The organism is Cyanobium sp. Maggiore-St4-Cus, assembly GCF_024345615.1.
Lineage (GTDB): Bacteria > Cyanobacteriota > Cyanobacteriia > PCC-6307 > Cyanobiaceae > Cyanobium_A > Cyanobium_A usitatum.
This window is the reverse complement of the sequence record NZ_JAGQBL010000005.1, coordinates 160,164-180,763: the sequence shown is the minus strand read 5'-3', so window position 1 is coordinate 180,763 and position 20,600 is coordinate 160,164. Positions and strand designations below refer to the sequence as shown.

The 20,600-nt window shown below is 61.9% G+C and carries 22 protein-coding genes; 12 read left to right on the top strand and 10 right to left on the bottom strand.

The genetic code is table 11. From position 1 onward, the window contains the following. Positions 1-62: 62 nt before the first annotated feature. The 8 genes from KBY99_RS06635 to KBY99_RS06600 all read left to right on the top strand — a co-directional run bounded on the left by KBY99_RS06635 (position 63) and on the right by KBY99_RS06600 (position 10,334). The gene (locus KBY99_RS06635) at positions 63-560 is read left to right on the top strand and encodes a DUF2231 domain-containing protein (RefSeq protein WP_254942085.1); all 498 of its coding nucleotides are present in this window, start codon (positions 63-65) and stop codon (positions 558-560) included. Beyond that, the gene (locus KBY99_RS06630) at positions 560-1,180 is read left to right on the top strand and encodes a DUF2231 domain-containing protein (protein ID WP_254998138.1); all 621 of its coding nucleotides are present in this window, start codon (positions 560-562) and stop codon (positions 1,178-1,180) included. The genes KBY99_RS06635 and KBY99_RS06630 overlap by 1 nt, the downstream gene beginning before the upstream one ends. Further along, entirely contained in the window at positions 1,177-2,124 is a 948-nt protein-coding gene (locus tag KBY99_RS06625) for a cytochrome c oxidase subunit II (RefSeq protein ID WP_254998137.1), read from the top strand. Before KBY99_RS06630 ends, KBY99_RS06625 begins: the two co-directional genes overlap by 4 nt. 5 nt (positions 2,125-2,129) lie before the next feature. Next, positions 2,130-3,806 carry a cbb3-type cytochrome c oxidase subunit I gene (locus KBY99_RS06620; protein WP_254998136.1) on the top strand — a complete coding sequence of 559 codons (1,677 nt, stop codon included), beginning with the start codon at positions 2,130-2,132 and terminating at the stop codon, positions 3,804-3,806. Further along, positions 3,803-4,381 carry a heme-copper oxidase subunit III gene (locus KBY99_RS06615; protein WP_254998135.1) on the top strand — a complete coding sequence of 193 codons (579 nt, stop codon included), beginning with the start codon at positions 3,803-3,805 and terminating at the stop codon, positions 4,379-4,381. Before KBY99_RS06620 ends, KBY99_RS06615 begins: the two co-directional genes overlap by 4 nt. A 10-nt stretch (positions 4,382-4,391) precedes the next feature. Further along, positions 4,392-5,909: a GMC oxidoreductase gene (locus tag KBY99_RS06610; RefSeq protein ID WP_254998133.1), complete on the top strand. Its 1,518-nt coding sequence runs from the start codon at positions 4,392-4,394 to the stop codon at positions 5,907-5,909. Next, on the top strand, positions 5,906-8,614 hold the full coding sequence (locus KBY99_RS06605; protein WP_254998132.1) for an MGH1-like glycoside hydrolase domain-containing protein: 2,709 nt from the start codon (positions 5,906-5,908) through the stop codon (positions 8,612-8,614). The genes KBY99_RS06610 and KBY99_RS06605 overlap by 4 nt, the downstream gene beginning before the upstream one ends. Before the next feature lie 79 nt (positions 8,615-8,693). Continuing rightward, complete coding sequence (locus tag KBY99_RS06600; protein WP_254998131.1) at positions 8,694-10,334, top strand: GMC family oxidoreductase; 1,641 nt, start codon at positions 8,694-8,696, stop codon at positions 10,332-10,334. A 2-nt stretch (positions 10,335-10,336) separates the two neighbouring features. On the opposite strand, the gene KBY99_RS06595 is transcribed toward KBY99_RS06600, so the two are convergent. The 6 genes from KBY99_RS06595 to KBY99_RS06570 are packed head-to-tail and all read right to left on the bottom strand — an operon-like array spanning position 10,337 to position 13,955. Next, entirely contained in the window at positions 10,337-10,834 is a 498-nt protein-coding gene (locus KBY99_RS06595) for a DoxX family protein (RefSeq protein WP_254998129.1), read from the bottom strand. Positions 10,835-10,878: 44 nt separating this feature from the next. Continuing rightward, the gene (locus tag KBY99_RS06590) at positions 10,879-11,871 is read right to left on the bottom strand and encodes a VOC family protein (RefSeq protein WP_254998127.1); all 993 of its coding nucleotides are present in this window, start codon (positions 11,869-11,871) and stop codon (positions 10,879-10,881) included. Continuing rightward, positions 11,868-12,284 (bottom strand): GlcG/HbpS family heme-binding protein, encoded by a 417-nt coding sequence (locus KBY99_RS06585; protein WP_254998126.1) that lies wholly within the window; start codon positions 12,282-12,284, stop codon positions 11,868-11,870. Before KBY99_RS06585 ends, KBY99_RS06590 begins: the two co-directional genes overlap by 4 nt. A 13-nt stretch (positions 12,285-12,297) precedes the next feature. Then, a complete protein-coding gene (locus tag KBY99_RS06580; protein WP_254998125.1) occupies positions 12,298-12,555 on the bottom strand; it encodes a Nif11-like leader peptide family natural product precursor in 258 nt (85 codons plus the stop codon). Positions 12,556-12,569: 14 nt separating this feature from the next. Then, entirely contained in the window at positions 12,570-13,487 is a 918-nt protein-coding gene (locus KBY99_RS06575) for an SMP-30/gluconolactonase/LRE family protein (protein ID WP_254998124.1), read from the bottom strand. A 6-nt stretch (positions 13,488-13,493) separates the two neighbouring features. Beyond that, positions 13,494-13,955 carry a cupin domain-containing protein gene (locus KBY99_RS06570; protein ID WP_254998122.1) on the bottom strand — a complete coding sequence of 154 codons (462 nt, stop codon included), beginning with the start codon at positions 13,953-13,955 and terminating at the stop codon, positions 13,494-13,496. A 248-nt stretch (positions 13,956-14,203) separates the two neighbouring features. Between KBY99_RS06570 and KBY99_RS06565 the strand changes: the two genes are divergently transcribed. From KBY99_RS06565 to KBY99_RS06555, 3 genes are all read left to right on the top strand, one after another. Continuing rightward, the gene (locus KBY99_RS06565) at positions 14,204-15,010 is read left to right on the top strand and encodes an SDR family NAD(P)-dependent oxidoreductase (RefSeq protein ID WP_254998121.1); all 807 of its coding nucleotides are present in this window, start codon (positions 14,204-14,206) and stop codon (positions 15,008-15,010) included. A gap of 25 nt (positions 15,011-15,035) precedes the next feature. Continuing rightward, positions 15,036-15,749 (top strand): hypothetical protein, encoded by a 714-nt coding sequence (locus KBY99_RS06560; protein ID WP_254998119.1) that lies wholly within the window; start codon positions 15,036-15,038, stop codon positions 15,747-15,749. Between the two features lie 131 nt (positions 15,750-15,880). Next, the gene (locus KBY99_RS06555; protein WP_254998118.1) at positions 15,881-16,552 is read left to right on the top strand and encodes a potassium channel family protein; all 672 of its coding nucleotides are present in this window, start codon (positions 15,881-15,883) and stop codon (positions 16,550-16,552) included. Here the strand turns inward: KBY99_RS06555 and KBY99_RS06550 are convergent. After that, on the bottom strand, positions 16,485-17,855 hold the full coding sequence (locus KBY99_RS06550) for an NAD(P)/FAD-dependent oxidoreductase (RefSeq protein WP_254998117.1): 1,371 nt from the start codon (positions 17,853-17,855) through the stop codon (positions 16,485-16,487). The genes KBY99_RS06555 and KBY99_RS06550 overlap by 68 nt on opposite strands. An 81-nt stretch (positions 17,856-17,936) precedes the next feature. Here KBY99_RS06550 and KBY99_RS06545 point away from each other — a divergent pair, with 81 nt between their 5' ends. Then, positions 17,937-18,191 (top strand): Nif11-like leader peptide family natural product precursor, encoded by a 255-nt coding sequence (locus tag KBY99_RS06545; protein ID WP_254998116.1) that lies wholly within the window; start codon positions 17,937-17,939, stop codon positions 18,189-18,191. An 11-nt stretch (positions 18,192-18,202) separates the two neighbouring features. On the opposite strand, the gene KBY99_RS06540 is transcribed toward KBY99_RS06545, so the two are convergent. Genes KBY99_RS06540 through KBY99_RS06530 form a run of 3 tightly spaced genes read right to left on the bottom strand, consistent with a single transcriptional unit; the run spans position 18,203 to position 20,597 of the window. Further along, positions 18,203-18,931 carry an ABC transporter ATP-binding protein gene (locus KBY99_RS06540; protein WP_254998115.1) on the bottom strand — a complete coding sequence of 243 codons (729 nt, stop codon included), beginning with the start codon at positions 18,929-18,931 and terminating at the stop codon, positions 18,203-18,205. Beyond that, positions 18,928-19,692, bottom strand: a complete 765-nt coding sequence (locus tag KBY99_RS06535; RefSeq protein WP_254998113.1) for an ABC transporter ATP-binding protein — start codon at positions 19,690-19,692, stop codon at positions 18,928-18,930. Before KBY99_RS06535 ends, KBY99_RS06540 begins: the two co-directional genes overlap by 4 nt. Then, positions 19,689-20,597: a branched-chain amino acid ABC transporter permease gene (locus KBY99_RS06530; RefSeq protein WP_254998112.1), complete on the bottom strand. Its 909-nt coding sequence runs from the start codon at positions 20,595-20,597 to the stop codon at positions 19,689-19,691. Before KBY99_RS06530 ends, KBY99_RS06535 begins: the two co-directional genes overlap by 4 nt. Positions 20,598-20,600: the final 3 nt, after the last annotated feature.

Below are 20,600 nucleotides of genomic sequence, written 5' to 3'. Positions count from 1 at the left end.
CTTTCGGCGTTGCTGGTTGGCTCTCTCCAGCGTGGAGATCAATCGTGTTTGGTATGGGCACCATGCTTGAGCTGCTGCCGCCGCTCAACGAGCACAACCTCCCTTGGATGGACACCATCCATCCGATCGTTGTGCACTTCGTAATCGCCATGGGGCTGATCTCTTTTGTATTTGATTTGATCGGAGTGGTGACCCGCCGGTCAGCGCTGTTTGAGGTCAGTTTCTGGAACCTGCTGTTTGCCACTGCAGCTATTTTTGTGGCGATCATGTTCGGACAGGTTGAGGCGGGGCTGGCCAATCCCTATGGCGCCTCCCGCGACATTCTCAACCTGCACAGCACGATCGGCTGGTCGCTGGCTGGAGTGCTGTCGATGATGTCGGGCTGGCGTTATGTAATTCGCAGTAAGGACCCCCAGCAGTTGCCCTTGGCATTTCTAGGCGCGGGAGGCCTGCTCAGTGCCCTGATCGTGTTGCAGGTGACCCTCGGCAACCAACTCATCTGGGTGTACGGCCTGCACACGGTGCCGGTGGTGCAAGCCATGCGCTCGGGGCTGGTGTGATGGCTGCCTTCATTCCGGCGGGCTCACCGATTGAGCAGTTGGCAGCTGATCTAGGGCCCAACGGGCTTCCCTATGCCTTGCCAATTCACCCCAACCTGGTGCATTTCACCATCGGGCTTTTTGTGATTGCCATCGCCTTTGATATAGCTGGTGCCCTATATCCGGTGGAGAAGCGGGTGTTCCGCTTCCTGGCCCTGCCGGTGACCCGCGGCGGCTTCCACGATGTGGGTTGGTACAACCTGCTGGCCTGCGCCATCGTTACCTTCTTCACGGTGGCCGCTGGCTTCTACGAGATGTTGCTGGCGGTGCCCCTGCCCGGAGTCACCAGCAGCATCGGGCTAAAGAGCATGGAGACGATGCTTTTGCATGGCGTCGGTGGGGTTGTGATCCTTCTGGTGATCGTCGCCATGACTGTGTGGCGGGGTTATCAGCGCTTTGTCTGGCGTCGTGACATGGGGCGTCAGGTGCAGTGGCTCTACCTGCTGGTGGGCCTGGGCTTATTTCTTGTGATCGGGCTGCACGGCACCCTCGGCGCCGAGCTTGCAGCTGAATTCGGTGTTCACATCACCGCCGATCAACTTCTTGCCGCTGGCGCTGATCTCAAGGAGGCCCTGCCGTGAGTAATTCCTCTGACCGCTCCCGTCTGCCGATCAGCGGCCTGGGCTTGGTGGCCCTGCTTGGGTGGATCGGTTTGCTGGTGGCCTTGAGCTGGTGGATGGCCCAGCAGTCCTACAGCTGGCTGCCGGTGCAGGCATCTACCGCGGCACCACTGGTTGATGGGCTGTTCAGCTTTGAAACGGGCGTCGGTACTTTCGTGTTTGGGGCGGTGGTGTCGGTGATGGCTTGGGTGCTGCTTAAGCACCGCGCTGAGAAATACGACGAGAGCGATGCGGAGCCGATTGAGGGAAATACCCGCCTCGAGGTGATCTGGACGGTCATTCCCCTACTGCTGGTGATGGCCATCGCTGTTTACGCCATGCGCGTCAACACCAAACTCGGAGTTCTTGGGCCGATGGAGCACATCCATTTGGCTAATCCGGTGGAAGACCAGGGGGGCTACGCCGCCGATCGCTTGCCAGCCGAGCAGGTGGAGGTGATTGCTCGCCAGTGGTCTTGGGAATTTCGCTATCCAAGCGCCAATGTTTCCACCACCGAGCTGCACCTGCCGGTTGATCAGCCCGTCAGCTTCCGTTTGGTGTCAGACGACGTTATTCATGGCTTTTTCATTCCTGCCTTCCGCCTCAAGCAGGACGTAATTCCTGGCCGGGCGATCAACTTCAATCTCACTCCAACGCGGGAGGGGCGCTACCGCCTGCGCGATTCCCAGTTCAGTGGCACCTGGTTTGCCGCCAACCAGGCCGATGTGGTGGTCGAGAGCTCCGAGGCCTACCAGGCTTGGCTGAAAATTGCCGCTAGCCAGCCGCTGCAGCCCGGTTTAAGTGATGCAGTAATCGAGTACGGCGAGCGCAAACAGCTGAAAAATCCAGGCTGGGCCACCGTGCCGCCAGCTCCACCGCCCCAGGTGAACGTTCCCGGATCCAACTCCCTGCCGCACGACGCCTGAGCCCGATGACCTCCGCTACCTTCCCGCCCAGCCCTCCCGAAAACACCTCCTGGAGCCGCTACTTCGGCTTCAACACCGATGCCAAGGTGATTGGCATTCAGTACATCGTTACGGCCTTTTTCTTCTTTCTGATCGGTGGCCTGCTGGCCATGATCATTCGCGGTGAACTGATCACGCCAGCGGCCGACCTGGTCGACCGCACGGTGTACAACGGCATCTACACGATGCATGGAACCATCATGCTGTTCCTGTTCATCTTTCCGGTGCTGAATGGCCTCAACAACCTGCTGATCCCCACAATGATCGGCGCTCCAGATATGGCCTTTCCGCGGCTAAATGCGGTGGCCTTCTGGCTGGTGCCCATTTTTGGTGTCCTGTTGATCGGCAGCTTTTTCGTTCCTGGTGGGCCGGCCTATTCAGGCTGGTGGTCCTATCCACCGGTTAGCACCCAGAACCCGCTTGGCCACTTTATTAATGGCCAAGGCCTGTGGATCACAGCCGTGGCCCTTTCGGGGGTTTCCTCGATCATGGGCGCGATCAATTTCGTGACCACGATTCTGCGGATGCGGGCTCCTGGCATGGGTTTCTTCAGGATGCCCGTGTATTGCTGGACGGCTCTTGCCGCCCAAAGCCTGCAGTTGATCGGCCTGCCGGCCCTTACCGGTGGGGCGGTGATGTTGCTGATGGACCTGAGCTTTGGCACCAGCTTTTATCAACCAGAGGGAGGTGGCGACCCAGTGCTTTATCAGCACTTTTTCTGGTTTTATTCACACCCGGCCGTGTATGTGATCATTCTGCCGGTGTTTGGTATCTTCTCCGAGCTGTTCCCGGTTTACTCACGCAAGCCACTATTCGGCTACGTCTACGTCTGCCTGGCCTCCTTCATCATCGTGGCACTGGGTTTAGTTGTGTGGGTGCACCACATGTTCCCCAGTGGGGTAGCGCAGTGGATGCGCAACTTCTTCATGTTTTCCACCATGCTGATTGCCGTGCCCACGGGGGTGAAGGTGTTTGCCTGGCTGGGAACTATTTGGCGCGGAAAACTGCGACTCACTACACCGATGCTTTTTTGCCTGGGTGGCCTGTTCAACTTTGTGTTTGCTGGCATCACCGGCATCATGCTGGCCACGGTGCCGGTCGATATTCACGTATCGAACACCTATTTCGTGGTGGGTCATTTCCACTATGTGATCTATGGGGCAGCGGTGATGGGAATCTTTGCCGCTATCTATCACTGGTTTCCCAAATTTATTGGCCGAATGCCTTACGAGGGCCTTGGCAAGCTCCATTTCCTGCTCACCTTCATCGGTGCCAACCTCAATTTTCTGCCCATGCACCCCCTCGGTTTGATGGGTATGCCCCGGCGGGTTTCCAGCTACGACCCGGAATTCGCCTTCTGGAATGTGCTGGCCAGCCTGGGTGCCTTCTTGCTGGGAGTGTCGATTATTCCCTTTCTCCTCAACATGGTGAGTGCCTGGGTGCGGGGCCCGAAAGCCCCCCATAACCCCTGGAATGCCATTGGTCTTGAGTGGCTGCTGCCATCACCGCCACCTGAAGACAACTTTGGTGAGCACGTGCCGACCGTGATTTCACGCCCCTATGGTTACGGCACTGGAGAGCCACTGGTTGAGCACCAGGCAGAGATTGAAAATCAGCTCACCCTTCAGGAGGCCAGCGCATGACTGCTACACCTCATTTGAACACTGAGCACCCGAAGCACAACCTCACTGGCTTCATCATCTTTCTCTGTTCTGAGAGTGTCATCTTTTTGGCATTCTTTAGCGGTTTTGCACTGCTGAAAACCGCTGCGCTCAATTGGCTACCCCCCGGTGTGGAAGGCCTCGAGTGGCGTACGCCCCTACTCAACACGGTGGTATTGATTTCGAGTTCTGGCACGATCTGGCTGGCAGAGCGCTGCATGAGCAAGGGGAATCTGATCGGATTTAGGGCTTTTTGGCTACTCACCATGGCCCTTGGTGCCTATTTCCTCTACGGCCAAGCCGTTGAGTGGAGTGGTCTGCAGTTTGGCTTCACCAGTGGCGTATTCGGCGGCACCTTTTATCTGCTTACCGGCTTCCATGGCTTGCATGTGGCTACGGGGGTGTTTTTGATGGGATTGATGCTGGTGAAATCTTTCATCCCCCAGAACTATGCGGGTGGAGAGCAGGGCGTTCAGGCCACATCCCTGTTCTGGCACTTTGTGGATGTGATTTGGATCATCCTTTTCGTTCTCCTTTACGTCTGGCAGCGCAGCTGAGGAACCATCCATGATCATCGACGACAACCATTACGACGTAATTGTCATTGGCAGTGGAGCTGCCGGCGGCACCCTTGCCAATTCGCTTGCCTCATCTGGATTGGCAGTGCTGCTGCTGGAGCGGGGCGAACAGATGCCCCTCGCTGATCAGAACGTCGCCGATGTGGATTTGTTTCGCAAGGACCGCTACCACCCCAAGGAGCAATGGTTTGGCACGGACGGGGATCCCTTTTCGCCTCAGACGATCTACGCCTTAGGCGGTAACACCAAGATCTGGGGTGGGGTGCTCGAGCGGCTGAGGGAGCAGGAGTTTGCTGGCCTGCATTTACAGGGCGGGCAGGCTCCAGCCTGGGGGCTTAGCTACGGAGATTTCGAACCCTGGTACGACCAGGCTGAGGCCCTATATCGGGTGCATGGTCAGCGGGGTGTGGATCCCACCGAACCGCGAGCGGCCGCCGACTACAGCATGGCCCCCAAGCCCGTCGAGCCCTTCTTCGAGGAGTTGCGGCTGGCCTTGGTTCGCCAGGGGCTGAATCCCTATTCCCTGCCGCTGAGCTGGTCCCAGTCCAGCGCCGATCCCAGTGGTGACGCGGAGTTGTTTGGGGTGGATCCGGCCCGGGCCTCCGCCACGGTGATGGTGCGCACCGGCGCTGAGGTGCAACGTCTGCACGTCAACCCCAGCGGAACCGAGGTTCGGGGTGTTGAAGCGCGGCTGGATGGTCAGAGCTGGCTGTTTTTTGGTCATCAGGTGGTGCTAGCCGCCGGCGCCATCAACAGCGCCGCGATCCTGCTGCGCTCGGCCACCGATCGCCATCCCCGCGGTTTGGCCAACGGTTCCGACCAGGTGGGCCGCAACCTGATGAAGCTGCAGCTCACTTCGATTCTGCAGTTAGCCACTGAAGCCAACAGCGGTCGCTATGGGCGCAGTTATGGCATCAACGACTACCTCTGGGGCGACAAGAATGTTTCCTTCCCCCTTGGTTCGATTCAGAACGGTGGCGGTGTTTTGCAGGACGCCCTTTTTGCTGAATCGCCTCCAGTGCTCTCGCTGGTGACCAAGTTGCTGCCCAACTTCGGCCTTGAGCAGCTCGCCTCCCGCTCGATCTGCTGGTGGGCCATGAGTCCGGTGCTGCCCGACCCCCACAACCGCGTCAGTTTGCGGGGTGATCGCATTCAGGTCATCTATCAGGCCAACAACCGCGAGGCCCATGACCGCCTTGTGTACCGCTGGATCGACACCCTCAAGGCGGTGGAGGCCGATCCGGATTGCCATGTGGTGAAGGAAGCCCCCACCCATCCCCGCGGCGAGGCGCCCCTATCGGCCATGGGCTACAGCTGCGGCACCTGTCGCATGGGCGACAACCCGGCCACGTCGGTGGTGGATCTGCAGGGCCGCAGCCACGAGGTGGCCAACCTCACCATCGCCGATGCCAGTGTCTTCCCGGCTTGTCCGGCAATGGGCTTCGGTCTCACCGTGATCGCCAATGCCCTGCGCATCGCCGCTGGCCTCAAGGCATCCCTGCGATGACGACCACCCCTCCAGGCACCCCGGCGACCGGGCTTGACCTCAATCCCGAAGCTGCTCGCATCCTCGAGCGCGACCAGGGCCTCCAGCCCTGGACCCGGTGGGGCAGTTACCTACCCGATCGCCAGTGGGGCACGGTGCGGGAGGACTACTCCGCCGATGGCGATGCCTGGCGCTCCTTCCCCCACGACCAGGCTCGCTCGCGGGTGTATCGCTGGGGCGAAGACGGTTTATTGGGAATCTGCGACGAAGAGTGCCGGCTCTGCTTCTCCCTGGCGATGTGGAATGGGGTAGATCCGATCCTCAAGGAGCGGCCATTCGGCCTGGGTAATCCTGAAGGCAACCACGGTGAAGATCTCAAGGATTACTACTTCCACCTCGCCAATACCCCCACCCACAGCTTCATGCGGGGGCTCTACAAGTATCCCCAGGCCGAATTCCCCTATCAGCAGCTGGTGGATGAAAACGGTCGCCGCAGCCGCAGCGAGCCCGAATACGAGCTGGTGGATACGGGCATCTTTGATGCCAGTCGCTACTTCGACGTCGTCATTGAGTATGCCAAGGCCTCAGCTACCGATCTGCTGATCCGCATCCGGGTAACCAACCGCGGGCCCGATCCGGCCCCTCTCACCCTGTTGCCCACCCTTTGGATGCGCAACACCTGGGGTTGGGGCTATCCCGACGAGCAGCGCCAGCCGATGGCCCTCGATGGTGATGTTTTGGTCACCGGTGATCTGCCCCATCTGGGGGTTTACGAGCTGCTCTGCCGGGATGGGGGCAGCTGGTTGTTCACCGACAACGAGACCAACCATCAGCATCTCTATGGCGAGCCCAATCCCGCCCCGTATCAGAAGGATGGCTTTCACCGCTATGTAATTGGCGCTGAGGCGGCGGCGATCAATCCAGCCCAGTGCGGCACCAAGGCGGCCCGCTTGTTGCAGCGCACCCTGGCGCCGGCTGAAGAGTGGGTTGTCGAATTGCGCCTGAGGCAACGGTTGGATGGGCGCGCGCCCGATGCCGATGCTGGATCTCCCTTCGGGCCTTGCTTTGACTCCCTGTTCCAGGCGCGGGAAGCAGAGAGTGTCCAGTTCTTTGAGCACACCCTGCCGGGCCTCAACACCGAGGATCGCTTGATTCACACCTCAGCCCTTGCGGGACTGCTGTGGTGCAAGAAGTACTACGGCTGGAGTGTCTTGCGCTGGCTGGAGGGGGACCCAACCCAGCCGACCCCGCCGGCCAACCGCTGGTTCACCGACACGGCCCTGTGGAGCCGGCTCCATGCCCACCATGTGATCTCGATGCCGGATGCCTGGGAGTACCCCTACTTCTGCCAATGGGATCTGATGTTCCATGCGGTGGCCTTCGCCATCCTTGATCCGGAGATGGCCAAGCAGCAGGCGATGTTGCTGCGCAGCCCCCACTTCACTGCCCCCAGCGCCCAGACCCCTGCCTACGAGTGGGCCCTTTCTGATCCCAATCCGCCGATCGGCGCCTGGGCGGCGATGCGGATCTACCAGATCGATCGCAAACACACCGGTCAGGCGGATCAACCGTTTCTGCGGGCCGCACTGCGCAAGCTGTTGCTCGAGTACGGCTGGTGGGCCAACCGCAACGACCGCTCCGGCGACAACGTGTTTGAGGGTGGTTTCCTCGGCCTCGACAACATCGCCGTGTTTGATCGGCGCTTTCCCTTGGCCGATGGCAGCCGCATCGAGCAGTGCGATGGCACTGCCTGGATGGCATCCCTGAGCCTCAATCTGCTGAACATTGCGGTGGAGCTCAGCCAGGAGGAGCCGGAGTATGCCGATACCTGCGAGCGCTTCGTCTACGACTTCACCCAACTCGCTCTCACCCTCAATGCCTCATCGGATCGGGGTTTCCTGAACTGGGATCACGACGATGGCTTCTACTACGACGTGATCAAGCGGCCCGATGGCAGCACCGACTACCTGCGGACCCGCTCCCTTTCAGGCCTGGTTCCCCTGCTGGCGGTAGCGAGCTTTGATCGCGAGACTGTGGAGCGCCTGCCGGTGCTCGATGTGCTCAAGAGCATGGCCTGGTTTGTGCACGAGCGCACCACACCAACGTGGTTGGAGAAGAACCTCGGCCAGTGGCACAACGACCGCATCCTCTACACCCTCGTGCCGGAAGATCGCTTGCGGCGGATTTGCGAGCGCCTCTTCGACGAGGAGGAGTTTCTCTCCCCCTACGGGATTCGCTCCCTGTCCAAGGTGTACGGCGAGCATCCCTACTCCTTCACCGAGGGTGCCGACAGCCAAACCCTGGCCTACAGCCCCGCCGATAGTCCCGTGGCCATGTTTGGGGGCAATTCCAACTGGCGTGGGCCGGTGTGGATGCCGATCAACTTCCTGTTGATCGAGTCGCTGCAGAAATATGCCCACTACTACGGCGACAGTTTCAAGGTGGAGTTCCCCACGCGTTCTGGTAACTGGCTTAATCTCTGGGAGGTGTCGCTGGAGCTGGAGAAGCGCCTCGTGGGCATCTTCCGGCGCGATTCATCCGGGCGCCGAGCTTTCAATGGCGATGTGGAATTGTTCCAGAAGGATCCCCATTGGCGGGATCTATTTTTGTTCAACGAATATTTCCACGGCGACGATGGCCGTGGTGTGGGTGCTTCCCACCAGACCGGGTGGAGCGCCATGGTCGCCAAGATGGTCAACCAGTTGAGTCATTATTCCTCTGGTTAATGCTTAAGAGTATCTAGGAGATTTGTCTTTCACGGCGTCGCTCGCCTCCTGATTGTTCTCTAATTATTTATTCTCAGCCATGGCCCACCCCTCCCACTCCAGCGAGCTTCCCGGTCCCTCCCTAGCAATTTCGCCGTTGCCGAATGCCGGCCAGTTGGAGGTAGTCGATGGTGCCCACTTCGATGTGGTGATTATCGGTAGCGGTGCGGGCGGGGGCACTCTGGCGCGCCATCTGGCCCCCAGCGGCCTGAAGATCCTGGTGCTTGAACGCGGCGACTGGTTGCCCCAGGAACCCCAGAACTGGGATGCGGCCGAGGTGTTCCAGAAGGGGCGCTACATCTCCAAGGATGTGTGGCACGACAAGCACGGCAAGCCGTTTCAGCCCGGCAGCCATTACTTCGTGGGTGGGGCCACGAAAATGTATGGCGCGGCCCACTTCCGCCTGCGTCAGCAGGATTTTGAGCAGCTGCATCACTTCGACGGCATCTCACCGGCCTGGCCGCTGCGTTACAGCGATTTCGAGCCCTATTACCAGCGGGCTGAAGAGATGTACCACGTGCATGGTCAGCGGGGTGAAGATCCCACCGAGCCCCCCTGCAGCGGCCCCTATCCCCATCCGCCGGTGGCCCATGAGCCCCGCATCCAGAAGCTGGTGGATGATCTGCGCTTGGCCGGATTGCATCCCTTCCATGCCCCTACCGGGGTGATGCTGGATGAGGCCAACATGGCCTTCAGCCGTTGCCGCAGATGCAATTGCTGCGATGGGTTCCCTTGTTTGGTGCACGCCAAATCCGATGCGGACGTGCTCGGCATGCGGCCGGCCCTGGCTGCGCCGAATGTCTCACTGCTGGCCCGGGCCCATGTGCGCCGCCTGGAGACCGATGCCTCGGGCCGCAGCGTGCAGGCCGTGCAGCTGGAACGGGATGGTCAACCGATGACCGTGCGGGGTGATGTGGTGGTGGTGAGTTGTGGTGCCGCCAATACGGCCCGGCTGCTGTTGATGTCAGCCAACGACAAGCACCCCCGCGGGCTGGCCAACAGCTCCGACCAGGTGGGCCGCAACTACATGGCCCACAACAGCAAGGCGATGGTGGCCCTGGCCCACGAGCCCAACACCACTGTTTTCCAGAAGACGCTTTCGATCAACGATTGGTATCTGGGGGATGCCGATTTTGATTATCCGATGGGCAATATCCAGATGACGGGTAAGACCAACGGCACGATCATGAAGGGCTATGCACCGCTCGAAACCTTCCTGATGCCCGGTTGGTCGATGGACAAAATCGCTGAGCACGCTGTCGATTTCTGGATCTCATCGGAAGATCTGCCGGACCCCAACAACCGGGTGACCATTGATGGTGAGGGCCAGATTCATCTGGACTACACGTCTAACAACCCAACCGCCGCCCAGCGGCTCTATGGCCGGCTCACCGGGATGCTGGACCAGCTCTATCTCAAGAAGCATTTGGTGGAGCGCCAGATTTATGTCAAGAACGCCATGGGTATTGCCGCCGTGGCGCACCAGGCCGGCACCTGCCGCTTCGGCGAAGATCCGGCCACCTCGGTGCTGGACATCAACTGCAAGGCCCACGACCTCGACAACCTCTATGTGGTCGATACCAGTTTCATGCCGACCATCGGCGCGGTGAATCCTTCCCTCACGGCTATCGCCAATGCCCTGCGGGTGGGCGACCATCTGCGGGAGCGTCTCAGCCGCTGAGATCAAGCCAGCATCGTTTTGAGCAGATCAGCGATCAAGAGGTTGTCGAAGGAGAAAAGGCCGCCGCCGCAGCTGGCCAGCACCGCACACATCACCACATACATGGCCGCCTTTTCCCAGCTGGGGGGGTCCCCTACGCCCATGGGGCCGGCGTAATCACCGGGCGGAATCTGGTAGGGATCGGGGCCGATGAAGGGAAAGCCCGCCTTCAGCTCCACAACCACCGCGTAGGCCATCGACACCAGGATCGCCATGGCCGCCAGGGGGGTGAGCAGCCCCGGGATCAGGGCGATACCGGCACCCCACATTGAGAAGGCGGAGAGAAAGCAGAGCCACTGGGGCGTTTGCATCGCCGTTGCCCAGGTCTTGAGGTTGCGCAGCTTGGGCCAGCCGTGGCGGATGAAACAGATCCCCAGGAACACCCGCATCACCAGCAGGGATGCCTGGGCCAGGGTGGAGGGGGCCGCTGGCACCAACAGCTCCACCACGGTGATGTCCATCTGGTCTGGGCTGTATCAGATGCGCTCAAGGTACCCGGATCTGTTTAATCCTGCACCAGTTGCAGTTGGTGGCCATCGGGGTCTGCCAGTTGCAGGGCCCGCTCGCTGCCCACCAGGGAGGCCTGCTCGCCCAGCTCGATCACGCCGCCATGGAGCACCTGGCCGCCGCAGGCCTGCGCCGTTGCGGCGATGCGATCCAGATCGGCAACCTGCAGACGGATTTGCCAGTGGGCCAGGTCTTGGGCGCCCTGATCGAGGGCCCTGGGCCGGCCGCTGTTGGGGGGCTGGTAGTTGAGGCATTCCACGCCGGCGCCCGTAGGGCAGCGGTGGCCGGTGATGCGCACCCGGGTGTCCGTCAGGCCATCAAGCCCATCCTGGGTGGGGCCGCTGTTGACCCCATCGCCGCCCAGCTTCAACCCAAGCAGCCCGTCGTAAAAGCGGCAGCTGCGCGGGGTATCGGCCACAGAGATGGCGCTGTGGTCGATCCCCAGGAAGGGGGCGCTGGCTGACGCGGCTGCATGCCAGCGTGCCTCTCCCTTATCGGGGGGAAACTGCAGCAGCTCCAGGTTGTGGCCCTCCGGATCGCGGAACTTAAAGGCCTGGATGCCGGCGGCGGCGGTGTTCCATGCCGGCAGGGTTTGGGGGGCGGTGGACACCCCCACAAGGGAGCCGTTAGCAATCGCTTGGCGCGCCGGAGCGCTGGCGGCGTCCAGATCGTTCACCACGATGCAGATGTGTTGAAACCAGAGGTCGCAGCTGCGGGAATCGGCCGGGATCGGACGCCCAGGCCGCAGGCCCTCGCCCAGGCTCAGCACCTCGGTGAGCTCCAGGCTTTCGTCGCCCAGGTGCAGCCGCACCAGCTTCAGCCGGGAGCCGGGCAGGCCCACCAATTGGGCGTAGGGGCCGGCTTCCACCAGCAGGGTTTCGCTGTGACGAAATCCCAGGGCGTCTTCATAAAAATGGGCCGCAGCCTCCGCGTTGGCGGTGGTGAAGCCAACGCTGCTGATGTTGGGGCTGGATGGAGGCGTGACGTTCAAGGCAGGGCGGCGACTCCAGCGTCGGCAATGGCACAGTCAATGTCGGGTGTCATGCCGGAAACGCCAACTGCGCCGAGACAGTTGCCGTTGTGCAGCAGGGGCAGCCCACCGGCCATGGCCGCTGCCGGTTGGCCCAGTAGGCCGGCAAGTTGCAGCAGGGCTGGTCGAGTGCCGTTGATGTTGGCCTCGAGCGCTGCTGTGGGTTTGGCGTTGAGAGCGGCCATGCGGGCTTTCGCCACGGCAGCTTCGCTGCTGGCTGGGCTGGCCCCGTCACGGCGCTCCAGCAAAAGCAGATGGCCGCCGCTGTCGACAACGGCGATCGAAACGCATGCCTGCAGCTGATCCGCTGCCTGGTGACTGGCCGCCACGATTACGCGGCAGTCGGCGAGCTCGAGTAGGGGTTGTTGGCGCATGAGCTCGGCTGATTCAATCCCAGACGATTTTGGCCAGCCAGAGGTGTCCCTGCAGTTCGACCCCGGCGGCGGCGGCCTCCAGGTCTGACTCAGACAGCTTCAAGGTGGCCTCTGCTTGGTGCCGCACCAGATCCACACCGCTGAAGGCGTAACCCATGTTGGCTGCCAGGTCGGCGATGGCGTTGAGGTTGGGGCAGCTGCTGAATCGCTCCAGTAGGGCGGGATCGGCTTTGACGATTTGGAGGAAGGCTTCGAGTTGTTCGCGGGCCATGGCAGGAGCAGGTGTCAGGGCGACTGGACGCCCCGGGTGTTGGTGAACAGGGCGTAGATGGCCTTTGAGGCGCACAAAAACAGGCGGCTGTGGTGCCGGTCTCCGAAGCAGAGGTTGGAAACTCGGTGCGGCACTAAAACCTTGCCCAGCAAGGTGCCATCGGCAGCGATGCAGTGCACGCCATCGGCGGCACCACACCAGAGATTGCCGGCCTCGTCGACGCGGAAACCGTCGGCCCAGCCTGGGGTGACCTTGTGGAAAATCTCACCACCCGAGAGGCTGCGGCCGTCAGCGGCCACGTCAAAAACGCGAATGTATTGGTGTGGCTCCGCCACCCCCGGGGCCCCGGATTCAGCCACGTAGAGCTTGCGCTCATCTGGCGAAAAAGCTAGGCCGTTGGGACCGTCAAAGTCGGCGGCCATTGTGCTCACTTCGCCGCTGTCAGGGTCGAGCCGATATACGGCGGGGGGCTGTTCTGACAGCTGGCGGCCACCCTCGTAGTCGTTGAGCAGCCCGTAGAGGGGATCGCTGAACCAGATCGAGCCATCGCTCTTGACCACTACGTCGTTGGGTGCGTTTAGACGCTTGCCATGGGCCTGGTTGGCCAGGGTGGTGACCGTGCCATCGGGCTCTAGGCGCGTGAGGCAGCGGCTGGCATGGTGGCAGGTGATCAGGCGACCCTGGCGATCACGGGTTTGGCCATTGGCGTAGTCGGAGAGTTCACGAAACACGCTCACCCCGTGCTCGGGACTCCAGCGCATCGTGCGGTTGTTGGGGATGTCGTTGAACAGCAGGCAGTTGTGGTCGCCAAACCACACCGGACCTTCCAGCCAGCGGAAGCCGTCGGCCAACAACTCCAGCTCGGCGTTGAACAGCACCAGCTGGTCGAACCGCGGGTCGTGACTCTCGATCCAGGAGGGGAGAGGCGCCATTGCGATTCAGGAGAAAAAGCCAGGCGGAGCTTGCATCCAGGCGTCGTCGTTGCGTTGAATGATGAGTTGCAGACAGGGCACGTCTCCAACCTGGCCGGACAGATGTCCCCAACGGCCATCGCCGAGCTTTCGACAGCGCTGATCCCCGCCAAAGCTGAAGTCTCCGGGACCGAAGATATGCCTCTCACCATCCATGCTTTCGACAAACCAGGTGCCGCTGAGAACAAAGATCCACTTGGGCACCTGATTCTCGTGCCATTGGCCCAGCCAGCCCACCGGTAGCAGGGTGAGAAAGCTGTTGCCGTCTTCCATCAGCGGAGCACTCCACTGGGGGGCCACCTCAGGATTGAGGGGAGATGACACAAGCTCCCTAAACCGGCAGAGGCTCTGACGGCTAATGCCGTCTTCGCCGGTCCAGAGATGCCAGTACTCCTTGGGTGGGGGCGCCTGGCTGGAGGGGGCGTCCATGGGCTGATGACGGGTCGGGATTCAGGGACGCGAGCTCACTTTGGATGGGCCACACCTGCAGGGCTGTTGGATTCTAGGTAAGCAGATCAATCTTGTTCAACTAGGGTTGACAAGAAGAACGTGACGGCCGTCTTGATTGGCTGCTCCGCGTCCGGCTCCACTGTGCAGGGGTGTTGCAGCTGACTGCAGCTTCCATCGGCTGTGTCTAACTTCGGCTTGATTCCTTCTTCCACTGTGCTCCTTGCGCCATGACCACAACCAATCCCTACGCCCTCGAAACCCTTTCCAATTTTCTTAAGGGTAAGGTCGCCATCGTGACTGGGGGCAACAGCGGCATTGGCAAGGCCATTGTGGAAAATTTGGCCGAATTGGGCGCCAAGGTGGTGATCGACTACCGCTCCCATCCCGAGGCCACGGAGGAGCTGGAGCGGGAGATCGGTGGCTTTGGGGGCAGCAGCTTTGGCGTGCAGGCCGATGTGTCGAAGCTCGATGATTTGCAGCGGCTGGTGCAGGCGGCTGTGGATAAGTATGGCCGCCTCGATGTGATGGTCAACAACGCTGGCGTTGAGACCCGCACCTCGATCCTCAACACCACACCCGACGATTTCGACAAGGTGCTGGATGTAAATCTGCGGGGCGTGTTCTTCGCCTGTCAGTACGCCGCCAAGCAGATGATCGCCCAGGGTGGCGGTGGCCGGATCATCAACATCTCCTCGGTGCACGAAGACTGGCCAATGCCTGAGAACACTCCCTACTGCTGCGCCAAGGGAGGGGTGCGCATGCTCACCCGCACCGCCGGACTGGAGCTTGCCTCCCATGGCATCACGATGGTGAATGTGGGCCCAGGCGCTGTGGCCACACCGATCAACGACTCCACCATGAACAACCCGGAGTTGCTGGCCAAACTCAACGCCGCCATTCCCCTAGGCCGCATGGCCCAGCCCGAGGAGATTGCCAGGGTGGTGGGCTTCCTGGCCAGCGACGCCGCTAGCTACATCACGGCCACAACTATTTTTGCTGACGGGGGCATCATGCAGAGCAGCCCCGGGCTCTAGGAATTTCGGGGCTGCGAGGGCCGCCATGCGCCTCACTCCTGCCGAGATCACTCGCTTGCGCGGGCGCCACCGGGGATATTGGCTGACATTGGCTACTGAAGTCGCCCTGTTGCTGCTGCTGCCGGTGGCCCAGGACCAGATCTGGCTGTTGGCGTTTCTATTGATTCTGCTGGCGTTGGTGTTGATGGTGTTCGTCAGCCGCTATTCGCCCCTCCGCAAAACCCGCCCGCTGATTTATGGCCTGGGCGGGCTGGCGATCGCCCTTGAATTGGTCTGGCACCTGTCACTTAACCTCTGGCCAGTGGTGGGGCGGGCGCTAACCATCCCCCACGTGATCGTCTGGCTGGTCTTTCTGTCGCTTGCGGTGCTCCGCAAGGTGAAGACCCTCACCCGCGAGCCCTTTGTCACCGTGTCGGTGGTGATGGGTGCCGCTTCGGGCTACCTGCTGGTTGGTATGGCAGGTGGGTTGCTGCTCACCGCCCTCTGGGTGCTCGACCCCGCCGCCTTCGACCTGGCTTCCCTGCCTGCGGTGGGATCCACGGCGGCGCTGCCCAATGTGTCGGTGGCGCCTGCGCTGATGGCTGCCTCCTTCACCATGCTCACCACCATCGGCACCACGGTGCTCAAAACCAGCCATGTGGGCGGCCAGGTGGTGACCACGGTGATCACCGTGGTGGGGCAGCTCTATGTGGCCATTCTGATCGCCTTGATTCTTGGCCGTTTTCGTTGGCGCACATGATCAATCGACATCTCCTTTTTTATCGACACCGCTTTTATAGGCACCTCTTTTTGGTTTCTACTGCTGTGGTCGCCTCCATGGGGGTGCCGTTCCCAATTCATCGAATCGGGGCCCTCGGTACGGTCGCTTTGATGGTTCTGCTGTCAGTTGAGCTCGGCGGACCGATCCGTGCCCATCAGACCCACCACCGCTGGCCTGATAGCGCCTATCGCCGGCTTGGCGTGCTGACCCTGCTGTTCCAGGTCCTCTGGATGTGCAGTCCCCGCGATTTCGCCTTTATGGGGTTTGCCGTTCTCCTGGCCACAACGGCCTTTATTTTCTGGAGCCTGAAGCGACTCCTAATCTGCCTGGCTCAGGAAACCCAGATCCGCATGGCCGTGCTCGGCGGAGCGGTGGCTGGCTATCTACTGCTGGGAATCAGCGGTGGTTTGCTGTTCGGAGCCCTGGAGACCCTGGCTCCGGGCAGCTTCATCAACCAGGCCGATGGAGGTCGGGAACTGCTGCTGGCTGGCATGGGATCTGATTCAGTGGCACTGCGGATCTGGGACCTTGATTTCACCCGTATCCACTACTTCGCCTTCGTCAGTCTCACTACCGTGGGCTACGGCGACATAATCCCCGCCCTGCCACCTTCCCAGATGGCCAGTGTGGCCTTGAGCATCTCTGGGCCGCTCTATCTAGCCATCGTGATGGGCTTGCTGATCAGTCGTTACACCCTGCAGGCTGAGCAGCAGGTCAAGGAGCGTTCAGCGGCCTCTCCAGGCCCACCTCCACATTCAGGTGCTGATTCGGACGACCGGTGATCAGCATCGAGGCCCGCTGACGGGTGGCAATCGCCCACAACCACTTGGTGAGCAGGGTCAGCCGATTTTCATTGGCGGGCATGAACATCAAGTGGGCCAGGCCCCAGAGGATCCAGCCCGGCAGGCCACTCACCTTGAGGCCGCGGAGGTCGGCGACGGCGTGCAGCGGACCAAGTACAGCCATGGTGCCGAAATCGGTGAACTGGAAGGCTTTGTGGGCTCGGCCTTGAATTTTGGCCACTATGTCGGCCGCCACCCAGCCGCCCATTTGCACTGCGGGCCCGGCCATGCCCGCCAGGGGTTTGCCATCGCTTGTGTGGCTGTAGGAGCAGAGGTCGCCGATGACGCGGATCTCTGGATGGCCTGGAATCGAGAAGTCGGGCTCCACCACCACCCTTCCGCCCCGGTCGACGGTGCAACCGCTGGCATCGGCCAGCACCTGGCCCAGGTGGGAGGCCTTCACGCCGGCGGTCCAGCAGATGGTGGCGGCTTCCAGGGTGCGGGCACCTTCGCTGGTGTTAACAACCACTTTCTCCGCCTCAATTGTCTGAACCCGTCCACCTAGCAGTAGCTCTACCCCTGCAGACTGCAGATAGCTGCCGGCGGCGGCCGAGAGGCTCGGATCCATCGCCCGCAGCACCCGGTCGCCCGGGTCCACCAGGGTCACCTTGCACTGGCGGGGATCGAGCTGCTTGAAGTCGCGGCCGAGGGCATGGGCCATCAGCTCCATCAGGGAGCCGGAGAGTTCGCAACCCGAAGGTCCGCCACCCACGACGACGACCGATTGCAGAAAGGCCCGCCGCACCGGATCGGGGGTCTGTTCGGCCTCCTCAAGGGCCAGCAGAACCCGCCGGCGGATCTCATCGGCGTGCTCGAGAATCTTCATCGGTGGTGCGGCTTCGCGCCATTCGTCGTGGCCGAAGTAACTGCTACCGGAGCCGGCCGCCAGGATCAGGTGGTCGTAGGCCAGCTGCCGGTCGTTGAACACGATCTGCTTCGCCTGGGTGTCGATCTCTTCCACTTCACCCAATAAGACCTGCACGTTGGCTGCCTGGCCCACCAGCTGACGCAGGGGTGAGGCCACATCCCCCTCCGCAACCAGCCCTGTCGCTACCTGATAGAGCAGGGGTTGGAACAGGCTGAAGTTGCGTTTATCGATCAGGGTGACGCGCACCGGCTTGCCAATCAGGGCATGGCAGGCCTTAAGTCCGGCGAAGCCCCCGCCAACCACCACCACGTGGGGCAGGCTTTTGAGACTGCTATCTGGTGGATCGAGCTCAAGGAAGAAGCGTTCGCGGGCCATTGCTGCCTTGACACTCGCCTCAACGTATCGAGCCCGCCATGGTTTGGCCTGCTAGTAGTAGCTCTGGTTACTGAGTCAGTCATGTCTGTTGCGTCTATCCAGGCCTTTGTGGCCCGCGTTGCTGGTGATGCCGCCCTCCGCGACAAGCTGCATGCCGCTGCCGGGGTAGACGACATCGTGGCCATTGCAGCTGAGCATGGACATGCCATCGATAAGACAGTGCTGCTGCGCGAGCACGCCAAGGCGTTGAGCAGCGCCAAGGACCATGAGCTAGCGGCAATCAACAGCTGGGGCGATGCCCTAATGCATTGCTTTGGAGCTACCGAGAACGATTGAGCTGCAGCTGCTCAGTTCGCTCCCAGATAGGAAGCCTGGAGGCTGTTGTCGGCCAGGAGTTGTTCTGCGCTGCCGCCGGCGCTGATGTTGCCCGCCTCCAGCACTAGGCCCCGATCGGCAATGGTCAGGGCGGCCTGGGCGTTTTGCTCTACAAGCAGAATGGTGAGCCCGTCTCGGTGCAGCTGGGACAGAGCGGCCATCACCTCGGCTACGAGCCGGGGCGCTAATCCCAGACTCGGCTCATCCAGCATCAACAGGGTGGGCCTGGCCATCAGGGATCGGCTGATGGCCAGCATCTGCTGCTCTCCTCCGGAGAGGGAGCCGGCCAGCTGGCTGCGGCGCTCGGCCAGGCGGGGAAATAGGGCGTAGCAGCGCTCTAGATCTGTGGTAATAGCGGCTTTGTCCCGGCGCAACCAGGCGCCCAGGGCCAGGTTGTCGGCTACCGACTGGCGGCTGAGCACGCGCCGGCCCTCCGGGCAGTGGCTGATGCCCAACTTCACGGTGCGCTCGGTGCGCAGGCGATTGATCAAGCCGCCATGCCAGAGGATCTCGCCGCTGGCGGGGTGAATCAGGCCGGAGATGGCCCGCAGGGTGGTGCTTTTACCGGCGCCATTGGCACCCAGCAGGGTCACCAACTCGCCAGCTTGCACCGTCAGATTGATGCCATGCAGGGCCGTGATGCTGCCGTAGCGCACCACCAGGTTGCGAAGCTCGAGCAGGGGCGCTTGGGGGCCGTTCATGTGCCACCGCCCAGATAGGCCTCGATCACCGCCGGGTCGCGCCGCACCTGGTCGGGGCTGCCCAGGGCGATGCGTTGGCCGAAGTTGAGCACCGCCAGCCGGTCGCACAGGCCCAACATCAAGGGCACATGGTGCTCAATGATCAGCACCGTCAGCTTGAACTGGTCACGGATGCGCCGAATCAGCTCCCGCAGCTCATCTTTCTCTGAGGGGTTCATGCCAGCGGCCGGCTCATCGAGCAGCAGTAGCTGGGGACGGCTGGCCAGGGCCCGGGCCATCTCCAGCCGGCGCCGGTCTCCATAGGAGAGGCTGGCGGCATCTTGGTGGGCAGTGGCTTCCAGTTGAAATAGGTCAAGCAGCGCTAGAGCCTGTTGCTGCAGCTGGGATTCGCGGCGGCGAAAGGACTGGGTTTGCAGCAGGGCTGCGAGGGGCTGCTGACGGGCGTGCTGATGCATTCCCACGAGCACATTTTCAAGGCAGCTCATGCTGCTGAATAGCCGCAGATTCTGGAAGGTGCGAGCGATGCCGAGGCGGGCAATGCGGTGGCTGCTGAGGCCAGCAAGGCTTGCCCCCCGCCAGCGCACGGTGCCGCTGCTGGGGGCGGTGAGGCCAGAAATCACGTTGAAAAGGGTGGTCTTGCCGGCACCGTTGGGGCCGAGCAGGCCAAAAATCTCGCCCTGCTTCACCTCAAGATCGACAGCCTGCAAGGCCCGCAGGCCACCAAAGCGCACCCCCACATCCTCAAGCTGGAGCAGGGTCATTGCTTTACCCCCTGCGCTGCTGCCGTGGGGATGCCTCGTATTCGCGGCTTGAACGACTTGAACAGCTCCGGGGTGATCACTCCCTGGGGAAAGAACAGGGGACCCACCAGGATCACGGCGCCAAACACGATTAGGCGCAGGTCGCCGACCGGGCGCAGCAGTTCTGGTAGGGCGGTGAGCAGCAGGCCGCCAAACACCGGCCCCAGCCAGGTGCGCGAGCCGCCGAATACCACAAAGGCCAGGGTGGTGATGCTGGCGTCGAAGTTGCCCAGCCTGGCGTTCCAGGAGTTGAGGAAGTGGGCCGCAACCACGCCGGTGATTCCAGCCACCAGGGCACTCAGTACAAAAGCGAGCAGTTTGGTGTCGGCGGTGTTGATGCCCTGGCTGGCGGCGGCCAGTTCGTCGTCGCGGATGGCGGCCATGGCCCGGCCGGGCCGGGTCTTTTCGAGCCGGTCGCATAGCCAGCAGATCAGGGCCAGCAGCACCAGGGTGAAGGCGGCGTAGCCAGCGGCGCTATTGAAGGGCTGGGGGATGCCGAAGATGCCCAGGGCTCCGCCAGTGAATTCCAGGTTGAGGGTGACAACCCGCAGGATCTCAACCAAGGCGATCGTGGCGATCGCTAGGTAGATGCCCCGCAGCCGCAGCACCACCCTGCCCAGGCCCAGGGCCAGCACGCCTGTGAGCATGGCCGCTAGAGCCATCTCCAGCAAAACTGAAGTGATTGGGTAGGTGCTGCCGCTGCCGGCTAGGGCGGGGACCCGCGTTGACAGCAGGGCTGCCACCGTGCCGCCGATGGCGAAGAAGCCCGGAGTGGCGAGGGAGAGCTGGCCGCAGCGCAGGGGCAGGTACACCGACAGGCCCAGTAGGGCCCCCAGCAGCATTTGTTCGAGCAGGCCGGCGTCCATGCT

Bases quoted from the DNA above. Each gene is read 5' to 3' on its own strand.
- KBY99_RS06595 (WP_254998129.1), bottom strand. From the start codon at position 10,834: ATGGACATCACCGTGGTGGAGCTGTTGGTGCCAGCGGCCCCCTCCACC.
- KBY99_RS06535 (WP_254998113.1), bottom strand. From the start codon at position 19,692: ATGACCCTGCTCCAGCTTGAGGATGTGGGGGTGCGCTTTGGTGGCCTG.
- KBY99_RS06610 (WP_254998133.1), top strand. From the start codon at position 4,392: ATGATCATCGACGACAACCATTACGACGTAATTGTCATTGGCAGTGGA.
- KBY99_RS06635 (WP_254942085.1), top strand. From the start codon at position 63: ATGCTTGAGCTGCTGCCGCCGCTCAACGAGCACAACCTCCCTTGGATG.
- KBY99_RS06570 (WP_254998122.1), bottom strand. From the start codon at position 13,955: ATGGACGCCCCCTCCAGCCAGGCGCCCCCACCCAAGGAGTACTGGCAT.
- KBY99_RS06555 (WP_254998118.1), top strand. From the start codon at position 15,881: ATGGTTCTGCTGTCAGTTGAGCTCGGCGGACCGATCCGTGCCCATCAG.
- KBY99_RS06620 (WP_254998136.1), top strand. From the start codon at position 2,130: ATGACCTCCGCTACCTTCCCGCCCAGCCCTCCCGAAAACACCTCCTGG.
- KBY99_RS06600 (WP_254998131.1), top strand. From the start codon at position 8,694: ATGGCCCACCCCTCCCACTCCAGCGAGCTTCCCGGTCCCTCCCTAGCA.
- KBY99_RS06565 (WP_254998121.1), top strand. From the start codon at position 14,204: ATGACCACAACCAATCCCTACGCCCTCGAAACCCTTTCCAATTTTCTT.
- KBY99_RS06575 (WP_254998124.1), bottom strand. From the start codon at position 13,487: ATGGCGCCTCTCCCCTCCTGGATCGAGAGTCACGACCCGCGGTTCGAC.
- KBY99_RS06545 (WP_254998116.1), top strand. From the start codon at position 17,937: ATGTCTGTTGCGTCTATCCAGGCCTTTGTGGCCCGCGTTGCTGGTGAT.
- KBY99_RS06580 (WP_254998125.1), bottom strand. From the start codon at position 12,555: ATGGCCCGCGAACAACTCGAAGCCTTCCTCCAAATCGTCAAAGCCGAT.
- KBY99_RS06585 (WP_254998126.1), bottom strand. From the start codon at position 12,284: ATGCGCCAACAACCCCTACTCGAGCTCGCCGACTGCCGCGTAATCGTG.
- KBY99_RS06630 (WP_254998138.1), top strand. From the start codon at position 560: ATGGCTGCCTTCATTCCGGCGGGCTCACCGATTGAGCAGTTGGCAGCT.
- KBY99_RS06540 (WP_254998115.1), bottom strand. From the start codon at position 18,931: ATGAACGGCCCCCAAGCGCCCCTGCTCGAGCTTCGCAACCTGGTGGTG.
- KBY99_RS06550 (WP_254998117.1), bottom strand. From the start codon at position 17,855: ATGGCCCGCGAACGCTTCTTCCTTGAGCTCGATCCACCAGATAGCAGT.
- KBY99_RS06615 (WP_254998135.1), top strand. From the start codon at position 3,803: ATGACTGCTACACCTCATTTGAACACTGAGCACCCGAAGCACAACCTC.
- KBY99_RS06530 (WP_254998112.1), bottom strand. From the start codon at position 20,597: ATGGACGCCGGCCTGCTCGAACAAATGCTGCTGGGGGCCCTACTGGGC.
- KBY99_RS06605 (WP_254998132.1), top strand. From the start codon at position 5,906: ATGACGACCACCCCTCCAGGCACCCCGGCGACCGGGCTTGACCTCAAT.
- KBY99_RS06560 (WP_254998119.1), top strand. From the start codon at position 15,036: ATGCGCCTCACTCCTGCCGAGATCACTCGCTTGCGCGGGCGCCACCGG.